Genomic DNA, 11680 nt, shown 5'->3' on the forward strand with positions numbered 1-11680 from the left:
CACTTTTAATAATAAAAAAATAATATAGAAAAGGGGCATTAGAATGAGGCTTTATATATTGACAGAAAAATTAGAAGGACAGATACTTGGTAATACTATTTATAATGATAATGGAGTTCTATTTTTAAGAGAAGGAAGTCCATTGACAGCTAATGCTATTAAAAAACTTAAAAATATGGGTATTAATACGGTATATATAAAAAGCGAAGATAAAGAGGATGATTTTAGCATTCAAGAAGTATTGGAGTCTCAAATAAAATTAAGGCTTGTCAAAGAATTAAATAGTATTTTTAATGAAGTGAAGACTAAAAAATATGTAGATTATGAGAAGTCATATAAAATTGTTAAAGAGATTATAGAAAATATTAATATGTCTGAAAATGCAATTTTGTTAAACAATTTGATTCATAAAGATGAAATAAGTTATTTATCTATCCATTCAATAGATGTTGCAATATTATCAATTATTATTGGAGTTAATAAAAGATATGATGAAAAGAAAATATATAATTTAGGCTTGGCGGCACTATTACACGATGTAGGTAAGGTTATAAACAGTGAAAAGGAGCACCACGCTATTTTAGGGTATAATCTGTTAAAATCAAATGTTATGTTTAAAGCAACTACCTATACATCGGTTTATCAACACCACGAGATGAACGATGGCAGTGGGCCATTAGGGTTAAGGGGAGATAATATATTTGAATTTGCAAAAATAATAAATATATGTGATATGTATAAGAACTTAATAGAAAAGGAAAAACTAATGCCTCACCAAGCAATAGAACATATATCCGCTCTTACAAATAAAGTGGATCAAGATATTTATAGGGATTTTATAAAAAATATATATTGTTATCCAAATGGATTAAGAATTCTATTAAATAACGGAGAAGAAGGTGTAGTAATAGCTCAAAATAAAAACATTGGAACAAGACCAATAGTAAAGGTTAAAAAGGATGGAATAAATCACTTTTATAATCTACAATCTGAGTTGACGTTGTTTGTTGAAAAGGTATTGTTGTAGTTTAATATTATATGGAACTCATTATAAAAGTCTCCTATGCTTTATGTATAATTAGCATAGGAGACTTTTTAAGTTTGATGGGGAAGTTTTAATGTTAAAGGGTTTAAATTCAATAAAATTGAACTTAAACCTTAAAGAAGAAAGGTGAATGTGTAAATGGGATTAGCATTGAAATTAATTTTTTATACAAATAAATATTAGATTTATATCAATAATAATATAAATAATTAAAAACTGTCTACAGTTTTTAACAACACAATCTATTCAAAAAAGTGATAGTCAGTTTGGCGGTTAGCCAATTAGGGGGAAGTACTGACTATCAAAAGCCATTGTCAAGTATATAATATAACAAAATAATGCAAAATTCAACATTAAATTACAAAATCCAATAAAATAATTCAAAAAGAAAAGATAGTCAAAGTTATGCTGGGGTGTTACAGAAAGGGTGCTTTGACTATCTTTAAAGGTGTTTGGGGAAAAGTAGATTTATTGGGGAAAGTATATTTGTTTGTAATTCTATAATATAACAAAATATGACAAAATACAAGATAAAAATACAAAATAATTCAAATAAATTTTGTAATTTAATGATTATAGAAATTATATATTTTAAAAATAATTGTAATTTAGTAATTTCATAATGTAAAAGAATTTAATTTAAAATAGTAAAATTGTAAAAAAGATGTCGAATTTTATTGATTTGAATGAAATTGTGAAATACAATGTAATTAAGAAATAGAGTTATTCTTGTAATCAAATTAATTGAAAAGAAGGTGTAACAACTGCAAAATTATATAGCTTAGGTAATTTACTAAAAATATGTTGGAGGGGATTATATGAGAATTCTAAATGATTTAAAGGTAAAAAATAAGCTTATGCTTATTTCAGCAGTATCGATTATTTTTATTTTTTTTATAGCAAGTTTTAGCTATATTGAATTACAAAGGGCTAATATGGATATGACTTCTATGTATAAAGATAGGTTATTATCAATTAAATGGTTAAATGATAATAAAAATCACAGAAGGGCTATTGAAGCAGATATTTATTATATAATATTACATACAGATAATAAGGAAAAACAAAATGAAAAGATGAAGGATATAGAAAAAAGGGTAAAGGAATTCAATGAGAATTTAGAGAATTATAAAAAACCAATTTAGATCAATACGAAAAAGATTTAATACCTGTGTTAGAAAATAATCTTCAAAAGTATAGAATAGAAAGAGAAGAGGTATTTAAACTTGCTTTAGATGGTAAACAAAAGGAAGCTTTAGATAAATTTCAATCAATTGAAAATATAGCAAATGAATTTCAAAAAAATATGAGGGATTTATCGGACTATAATGCTAAGGTGGCGGATGAGGTTAAAGAAAAAAATGATGCATTTTATAAAAAACTAGAACATTATTAGTCCTAATTATAATATTTTCAGTATTGTTAGAGTTAATTTTAGTGTTAATTATAAGTAAAAGTATAACTAATCCTTTAGAAATAATGGTTAAACAATTAGCACTAATTTCCAATGGAGATTTTACAACTGAAGTAACAGAAAAAATTATAAATAGGAAAGATGAGATAGGAATTATTGGTAAATCAATCAAAACAATGCAAGAATCATTTAAAGAAATTATAAATCAGGTAAAGGAAAAATCTAATGAGGTAAATGTTAGTTCTGAATCGTTGTCAGCTATTTCAGAAGAGATGGCATCATCATCACAGGAACTTGCAAAGATAGTGCAACAGGTGGCAGAGGGTTCATCATCACAGGCTAACGAACTACAAGAAGTGGTAGGGTTGATGAATGATCTTTCAAATAAGATAGAAAATGTATATGATGAATTAAAGAATGTAAAATCAGAATCAGATAATGCCATAGAAAAAGCTAATTTAGGTAATGCAGAAATGGACAAACTTGTTAAATCAATAAATGAAATAAAAAATGCCTTTGAAGTAGTAATTAATAAGGTGGATAACTTAACAAACACAGTTAAAGAGATAAATAATATAACAAATGTAATAAACTCAATTTCAGAACAAACCAATCTACTTGCCCTAAATGCAGCAATAGAAGCAGCAAGAGCAGGAGAGGCAGGACGTGGATTTGCGGTAGTTGCAGAAGAAGTAAGAAAACTTGCAGAGGAGTCAAAGAAATCAACAGCAGAAATAGCTAAGTTAGTAGATTCAATACAAAGAGATACAGAAGAGGTAATTAATACATCAAATGAAGTAGACAGATTTATAAACGATCAAACAAGCATAGTAGAAAATTCAGTAATGGCATTTGTAGAAATACTTGATTCTGTTAAAAATATAGTACCATTAATAGCTAAGACTTATGAAGAAATTGATGATATGGAAAAGGCAAAGATGATTGTACTTGAGAAAGTTGAATCAGCAAGTGCAGTAACACAAGAAAATACAGCAGCATCAGAAGAAGTAGCTGCATCGTCTGAAGAACTTTCAGCATCAACAGAGGAAGTTGCAGCTACAGCTCAGAATCTAAGTAATATGTCTATGGATTTAGCTAATATAGTAAATAGATTTAAGGTTGAATAATAAAAAGTGCCATAAAATTTATGGCACTTTTTATGCTTAAATATATTCAATATGTCTACATTTGTCGAAAATATTGTAAAAATGTTGAAAAATGTGTATATTAGAAATAGATAGAACATAGTTTCAAAAAGGGTGGTTCTTGTGGAGAGAAATAAAGAAAATAATAATTTAATTAATACATACAAGTTGATAGGCAAGCCTTTGCTCATAGTAGTGCTTTTGATAGTCTGTATTACAATATATACAACATATGTAGTTAATAAAATAATTATAACTAAAAGTAAAAATTATTTAATTACACTATCAAATCAAATTACACTTGGAATAGAAAATGAAATAAATGCGTTAGATATAATCAACAGTTTGATAGAAGATAAAATAATTTCAACAGCAAAGTATGTATCAGATTTAAAATATTTATCCAATGATGTTTTGAAAAATGTTGCTATAGAGCAGAATGCATTTGAGATAAATATATTTTCTGCAAATGGAGAGATACTGTATTCTAATATAGACCAATACGTTGGAGCTAAAGCACCGGAATATCACCCTTTTAATTACTTTTTAATGTCAGGTTTAAATGAATGGGTAGAGGAATCAATTAGAAAGGATCAAGATTCAGATAGGTTATTAAGATATGGGTATGTAAAAAGAAAAGATGATAAAATTGTTCAAGTTGGATTATTATCTAATGATATTAACAATTTGATAAGCAGGATGAATTATAGAAAAAATATTGAAGGGATAATAAAGGAAAATAAAATAAGCTTCTGTTCAATATATGATTCAAATTTTAATAAATTTTATCATTATGGAATTGACGACTCTCAATTTTTAAATGTGGATTTAATTAGAAATAAAAATGATAATTGCTTAATAGATAATAAAAATAATATCATAATTTATGTTTCACCCATTAAAAATACTGGTAAAAATATAAAAAAAGATAAAAAATTATATGGATATTTAGTTATAGGGATATCGATAAAAGATGTTAGAGAAATAGTATTTATGAATATTATGTTTTCAGCTACTATAATAATATTTATTTTAGCAGCATCAGTGTATTTAACAAAATTTAGGCTTGTTAAGCCTATTAATAATTTAAAAAAGGAAATAGATAGAATTAAAATAGAGTATAATTTTGAAGAATATCTTAATATAGAAAAAGATGATGCATTTAAAAACTTAAAGATATATATAAACAGTTTATTTAAAAGAATCTACGAATACATAAAGGAGTTAAATGAAAATAAACAGGAACTTGAAGCCTCAAATGAAGAATTAAGTGCAGCTTTAGAACAACTTGTTGCATATGAGGAGGAGCTACAGAATAAGTATGATGAAATAGAAAAATATGCAAAAGAATTAGAGGGTAGCAAAGAAGAAATTAAATATCTTGCATATTATGATTATTTAACAGGGCTACCTAATAGGCTCAGTCTACAAAATGAACTTAAAATAGAATTAGAAGGTAGTTCAAGGGGCTGTTTATTACTTTTAGATTTAGATAATTTTAAAAACGTAAACGATATATTAGGGCATATTTATGGTGATAATGTTTTGGTTGATATATCAAATATATTTAAAGATATAGAAACTATATATGATGGTTTAAGATTTTACAGAATGGCTGGAGATGAGTTTGTAGCAATTTATAAATTTACAGATTATACAAAAATAGAAGAGTTGGTTAACGAAATAAAGGATAGGGTAAGTGATTTTGCAATTAATAAGGGCTTAAACATATCGACAAGTATTGGAATTGCCTTATATCCAAGAGATGGCCAGTTAATTGAACACCTATTAATGAAGGCTGATATGGCTATGTATGAGGCTAAGGAGAAGGGAAAAAATACTTATGTTTATTTTGACACCAAAATGCAGCAGGCTCTTAAAGAGAGAACATATATAGAGAACAAATTAATAGATGCACTTAAAACAAATAACTTTCAAATACTGTATCAACCAATATATGATATAAAAACAGGAGAAGTTGTATCCTTTGAAGCCCTTTTAAGAATAAAGGATTCAAACATATCTCCTGCAAAGTTTATTCCAATTGCTGAAAAGAGTAATTTAATAGTTGATATAGGTAATTGGGTAATAGAAAACGTATTAAGTCAAATTAGAGAATGGCTAAATAGAGGAATAAATGTAAAACCTGTTTCAATTAATATATCTGTAAAACAATTTTTAGATGGAACTTTTTTAGATTTAATTAAGGAATATCTGGACGAAAATAATATTTATAGGGATTTAATACAGTTAGAAATAACTGAAAGCTTATTGTTAGAAAAAAATGAACATACTATTCAAAAATTGAAAACAATAAAGGATTTAGGAATTAAATTGATATTAGATGATTTTGGAACAGGTTATTCTTCCTTGAGCTATCTAACATACATTCCTGTTGATAGAGTTAAATTAGACAAGTCTTTAAATGACAGGTTTGTGAATAAATATAATATAGAAACTATAAAAAATATTATTGGCTTAATAAAAAGTTTAGATCTAACTGTTACGGCAGAAGGAATTGAAAATATGGAACAGGTAGAAATATTAAGGGAAATAGGATGCGATTATGTTCAAGGATATGTTTTTTCAAAACCACTAATTGCTGAAGGGTGTATAGATTTATTAAAAAATTAATTGTTAGGGCGGGTATTCGATTAGAATACCTGTCCTTTTTATATGAGAAGGATTTTAGGAAGATTAATCATTTAGGCTATAAATAAAATTTAATATGAACTTTTGGGTTATTTCCTATTTTTAGTAAAAATATTACAAAAAATTAATCAGTATTCTACAAAATATTACACAACAATTAGACAAAATAATACAAAATTTTTTTAAAGATTTTGCTATTATAAAAATAAAGCGTGGTGAAGAGAATGATTACAAAAGAAGTACTAAATAAAGAAATGCAGAAGTTAAATGAAATGATAGAAATGAGTGATAAGTATTCCTATGAAGATATTTTAAAGCAGAGCCAGTTGGTAGACAAGCTAATTGTCGATTTTATGAAGAAAACAAGCAAATAAGGAGAGAAAAGAAAATGGAAATAACAGAGGAGAAATTGTAAAATACCTGTTCTATTTAGGCGATAGAACAGGTATTTTTTTACCTTATTATTATCTTTGTAATGTCCTGTGATGGGCCTTCGAATACTTTAATCTTTTTTAGTTTTTTTATGTTCGGGTAAAGAAATTTCTTATCAACGTCAAAAATCATAAGTTTAAAATACATCCAAAGATTCTTAAATTCAAGTTTTCTAAAATTATTTTTATCTAAAAGCCCTGGTATTATCATTTCTATTTTATCCTTATATACTAAAACTTCAATGCATCTATTTATGTTAAGATAATTTCTTTCAATAAGTGCTTTAGATATACAAAAATTAATAACATCCATATTATCATATTTCTTAATAGATGATAGAGTTTCACTTATGGTATAAAGTTGACTTAAAATATTTCCTGTGCAAACCCTTATATTAGCATCCGAACCAGATGTGAAATCCTTTATTAAAACAGAGGTGTGGGGAAAATAGATTTGAGGATTTTTGGAAAAAAGGAGTATTCCACCAAGGGTTGGATATATTTTTTTAGTTTCCCTATCTTGATATAAAAATCCCGATGAAATAAGCTGCACTTCATCATTTTGATAGTTAAGACCAGAGAGATTAAAATATTTTTCTATAAGCTTAAAATCATAGTCTGATATTTGAGCATTAAAAACAGGAGTTTGTTCAATATGAATAAGTCCATATTCTTGAAGCATATATGCAATCTCTTCCTTATGCATAAAATCCGTTGTTGAACCTCGCCTTATATAAAATGCTCCATTTTCTTTAAGTTGATGAGGCTTATTGTTTGAATTATATATGGTTATAATTCCAAGGTATTTTCCGTGATAGTTTACAAGTTCTGCAGATACTGTTGCAGGAGGGTCAAGTCTTGTACTTATAATCTGCTGTATTTTTTCTTCATTAAAATCATCCTTGTTTATTCCAACTATTCTTTTAGTCTTATCTTCAATGCCATATATGATGTAACCTCTTCCACCATAGCTATTGGCAATAGCACATACATCCCTTGCAAGTTCCTTTTTTTCACCTTCTGTATTTAATGATATATCCTCTTTATAATCAAGTTTGGGTCCCTCAGGTTTAGATAGCAAAAGCTTTAATTTTTTTATATCCACGCATATTCACCTCAATATTATTATATTCCTCAATAAGAAATAATTGGTTTACTTATGTATAATTTTAATGTATAATTTATTTTTATAAAACACATTTAAATTAATTATATTTTATGTTAAATTTTTAATTTGGTTGTTAAGAAATTTTAAAAACATACGATAATTAAGTGTTAGAACAAATCTGTGGGGGGTATTCTAATGTTTTTTAAACGAAAGAATCAAGAAATTGCAGTAACAAAGGATGAATTTGTACCTGAGGTTAAAGCAAATAAAAGGGATGCAAAACTTGCACTTTTAAAGAAAAACCAAAGGGCAATTGTGGACAGAATAACTTCAAAGCTTGATGAAACAAAAAACACTACACAGGCATTAATTAGTTCTATAACTACAATAACTAAGGATGTAGAAGTTCAGATGGATGCAATAGAGCATCTTGTTCACGAAATAAATCAGTATACTGCACTTGCAGAGGAGGTATATGCAAGTACAATAAATTCAGAACAGATAGCAGCACAAACATTAGAGACTGCAAAGATGGGCAATAGTGCCGTTGAGGTTTCAATAGGTGCAATGAATGAAATAGAAACATCAATGAATTACGTAAAGGATGCAGTTATTTCACTTGAAGAAAAGGCATCACATATAAATGATATGTTAAAGATAATAAGGGATATAGCAGAACAGACAAACCTACTATCCCTTAATGCCTCAATAGAAGCAGCACGTGCAGGAGAGGCAGGACGTGGTTTTGCAGTTGTTGCAACAGAGGTTAAAAAGCTTGCAGAGAGAAGTAGGGAATCTGCAGATACAATTTCAAAGACTATACAGGAAATAAATTCAAGCATAAAGCAAACAATAGATGCAATTCAAAGGAGTAACCTTAAGGTTAAAGAGGGCGTTGAAAAGGCAAACCATACTATGGAGGTATTCAATAATATAATAGAAGCTGTAAACACAACAGCAAGAACCTCAATAGAAATAAAAAATGCAATACAAGAACAGACTCAAAGCTTAGAAAAGGTTATAAGCTCCACAGAAGATATGAATAAAACCTCTGAAAAGGTTATGGCAAAGGTTGAATCAGCAGCCCTTTCAACAGAGTATACAAAAAATGCAATAGAATCATTAATTGAAGTATCCAACGATTTGAAAAATGTTTCAGATAATCTTTTAAGTAGGATAGATGAGGTTGAAGAGGAAAATAGAGTTTTAAAGACAACAATAAATGGAACTCCATCAACACTAGACCCTGCAATGGCCTTTGACCAACAAAGTGCAAAGATATTTATTAACGTTCACGCAGGACTGTTAACTCCAGGACTTGGTGTAGAGATATATCCTGGTGTTGCAAAGAGTTGGTATGTTGAGGAGGACAACCTTACTTGGATTTTCAATCTAAAGAAGGGAGTTAAATTCCACAATGGAAGAGAAGTTACAGCACAGGATGTAAAATACTCCTTTGAAAGACTTTTAAGTCCAAAGCTAAACTCACCAAATTCTTGGTTCTTATTTGATATAGAAGGTGCAGCAGAATATAATCAAGGGAAAATAAGAGAGGTTTCAGGTATAAAGGTATTAGATAAATATTGTATTTCACTAAAGCTAAAAAAGCCCTATACAGGATTCTTACTAAACCTTGCTCAAAGCTGTTGTGCTATACTTGCTAAAGAAGATGTGGAAAGAGGAGTATTTACAGGCTGTGGCCCATACAAAATAAATAATGTGAGTGAAAATGGATGTGTTCTTGAAGCCTTCCACGACTATTTTGGAGGATGTGCATATATAGATAGAATAGAAGTAACCTATGCAGATGATGATGTTGTTAAGAAGTTTGTAGATAGAGAATATGATTTCATTCCAGTTGATGATAGAAATACTCTTGAAAAGATTAAAGAGGCAGGTCTAAGTAACACTGTAAAACTACAAAATGTTATGACAACAACCTATGCAGGAATAAATTTAAGAAGTTCGTCCGCCTTTGTTAAGGATAAGGATGTAAGAAGGGCACTAAACTATGCAATAAATAAGAAGAGAATAATAGATGAAGTAATGGGTGGTATGGCTGTTGAATCAAAGGGACCACTTCCACCAAGTATAATCGATAACAAATACCTAAGAGGTTATGAATACAGTCCACAAAAGGCAAGGGAGATTTTAAGTAAAAAGGGTATAAAGGAGAAGTTAGTTATACAAATAAGACAAGGAAATGGTACTTCTGCAAATGAAAGAATAGCAGAGTATATGAAGGAAGATCTAAAGGCTGTTGGAATTGAATGTGTAATTGATAAAGTTTCTGCAGATAAGTACCTAAAGCCTGAGAGTATTGCAAAGTGTCATATATTCATAAGTGGTTGGGTTGCAGATACAGGTGACGCAGACAACTACTTAGAACCTCTGTTTAACCCAGCAAATTTCACAGATTTTACAGGCTATGAAAATCAAGAAGTTTTAGAACTTATGGCAAGGGCAAAGACAATAGTAAATCCTGAAAAGAGAATAGAGATGTATAAAAAGATACAGGAGATAATAGTAGATGATGCACCTTGGGTATTTTTATATCATCCTCAATCAGGATTTGCAGCCCATAAACATCTTGCAGGTGTAAGATTAAGTTCACTTGGAAAGACGAAGTTTGATGATATTATGATTATAGAATAAAGTGTACTTAAATGTAGACAAGTTTATAAAGATTTGCTACAAACTGTACAGAAAATCGGACAAATTATGCCAAGAGGCTATATAGAGTGTATCAAAGACAGGACAAATTTTTTATGTCCTGTCTTATTTTTTTACAACAATATTTAGCATTTAACTATTTTTAAACAAAAAAATTGGCACAGAAATTGCTTAATAAATAACGAAAGTTAATTTTATAACAAGTTTGGGGTGATTATATGGATTTTTCATTAACAAGAGAACAGCAGCTATCAAAACAAATGTTTGAAAAGTTTGTAGAAAATGAAGTAAGACCAATAGCAGCAGAGATTGATGAAACTGAAAGATTTCCAATTGAATCAGTGAAGAAGATGGCAAAGCTTGGTATGATGGGAATTCCCTTTGAAAGGGAAGTTGGAGGTGCAGGAGGCGATTTTATAACCTACATAATGGCGGTGGAGGAGCTTGCAAAGGCTTGTGCCACAACATCGGTTATTCTATCTGCCCANACATCCCTATGCTGCTGGCCAATATACACCTATGGTACAGAGGAGCAGAAGGCAAAATATCTTCCAAAGCTCTTAAAGGGAGAANCCTTAGGTGCCTTTGCANTAACTGAACCAAANGCAGGAACAGATGCGGCAAGTCAGCAGACAACAGCAAGGCTTGAGGGAGACTATTACATACTAAATGGAAGTAAGGTATTTATAACAAANGGNGGATATGCAGATATATTTATAGTGTTTGCAATGACAGATAGAAGTAAAGGAACAAAGGGAATATCAGCCTTCATAGTAGAAAAGGGNTTTGAAGGCTTCTNAATAGGAAAAATTGAGGAGAAGATGGGAATACGTGCATCCTCAACAGCAGAGTTAATCTTTAAGGATTGCAAAGTTCCGAAGGAAAATCTACTTGGAAAAGAGGGAATGGGCTTTAAGATTGCAATGGCAACCCTTGATGGAGGAAGAATAGGAATTGCAGCACAGGCACTTGGTATTGCAGAGGGTGCCCTAAATGAGGCTGTAAANTATATGAAGGAGAGAAAGCAGTTTGGAAAACCAATTGCAACCTTNCAGGGACTTCAGTTCTACATCGCAGAGATGGCAACTAAGGTTGAGGCTGCAAAGAATTTAGTGTATAAGGCAGCTTGGAAAAAACAAACAGGACAAAACTATAGTATGGATGCCTCAATGGCAAAGCTTTATGCATCAGAGACTGCAATGGAGGTTACAA

Annotated in this window: 7 protein-coding genes and 1 pseudogene; 7 read left to right on the forward strand and 1 reads right to left on the reverse strand. The window is 29.5% G+C overall.

From position 1 onward, the window contains the following. Positions 1-43: 43 nt before the first annotated feature. The 5 genes and pseudogenes from A3M9_RS0102715 (at position 44) to A3M9_RS14580 (ending at position 6630) form a co-directional block, all read left to right on the forward strand. On the forward strand, positions 44-1027 hold the full coding sequence (locus tag A3M9_RS0102715; RefSeq protein ID WP_027307841.1) for an HD-GYP domain-containing protein: 984 nt from the start codon (positions 44-46) through the stop codon (positions 1025-1027). Between the two features lie 836 nt (positions 1028-1863). Then, positions 1864-2441, forward strand: a pseudogene (locus A3M9_RS14850) (MCP four helix bundle domain-containing protein). A 41-nt stretch (positions 2442-2482) separates the two neighbouring features. After that, the gene (locus A3M9_RS14090; RefSeq protein WP_051350563.1) at positions 2483-3586 is read left to right on the forward strand and encodes a methyl-accepting chemotaxis protein; all 1104 of its coding nucleotides are present in this window, start codon (positions 2483-2485) and stop codon (positions 3584-3586) included. Between the two features lie 141 nt (positions 3587-3727). Then, on the forward strand, positions 3728-6238 hold the full coding sequence (locus A3M9_RS14095; RefSeq protein WP_051350564.1) for an EAL domain-containing protein: 2511 nt from the start codon (positions 3728-3730) through the stop codon (positions 6236-6238). A 242-nt stretch (positions 6239-6480) separates the two neighbouring features. After that, on the forward strand, positions 6481-6630 hold the full coding sequence (locus A3M9_RS14580; RefSeq protein WP_242826173.1) for a Spo0E family sporulation regulatory protein-aspartic acid phosphatase: 150 nt from the start codon (positions 6481-6483) through the stop codon (positions 6628-6630). Between the two features lie 79 nt (positions 6631-6709). Here the strand turns inward: A3M9_RS14580 and A3M9_RS0102745 are convergent, their stop codons facing one another. Beyond that, positions 6710-7792 (reverse strand): helix-turn-helix domain-containing protein, encoded by a 1083-nt coding sequence (locus A3M9_RS0102745; protein WP_027307844.1) that lies wholly within the window; start codon positions 7790-7792, stop codon positions 6710-6712. A gap of 198 nt (positions 7793-7990) precedes the next feature. Here A3M9_RS0102745 and A3M9_RS0102750 point away from each other — a divergent pair, with 198 nt between their 5' ends. Further along, complete coding sequence (locus A3M9_RS0102750) at positions 7991-10450, forward strand: ABC transporter substrate-binding protein (RefSeq protein ID WP_027307845.1); 2460 nt, start codon at positions 7991-7993, stop codon at positions 10448-10450. Positions 10451-10686: 236 nt separating this feature from the next. After that, on the forward strand, positions 10687-11680 hold a 994-nt coding region (locus A3M9_RS0102755), incomplete at its 3' end, for an acyl-CoA dehydrogenase family protein (protein WP_027307846.1).

The sequence above is a fragment of the Caloramator sp. ALD01 genome, assembly GCF_000472625.1.
Taxonomy (GTDB): Bacteria; Bacillota; Clostridia; order Clostridiales; family Caloramatoraceae; genus Thermobrachium; species Thermobrachium proteoclasticum.

What these genes read in the sequence shown, in the direction of transcription:
- A3M9_RS14580 (WP_242826173.1), top strand. Translation starts at nt 6,481, where the DNA reads ATGATTACAAAAGAAGTACTAAATAAAGAAATGCAGAAGTTAAATGAA.
- A3M9_RS0102750 (WP_027307845.1), top strand. Translation starts at nt 7,991, where the DNA reads ATGTTTTTTAAACGAAAGAATCAAGAAATTGCAGTAACAAAGGATGAA.
- A3M9_RS0102715 (WP_027307841.1), top strand. Translation starts at nt 44, where the DNA reads ATGAGGCTTTATATATTGACAGAAAAATTAGAAGGACAGATACTTGGT.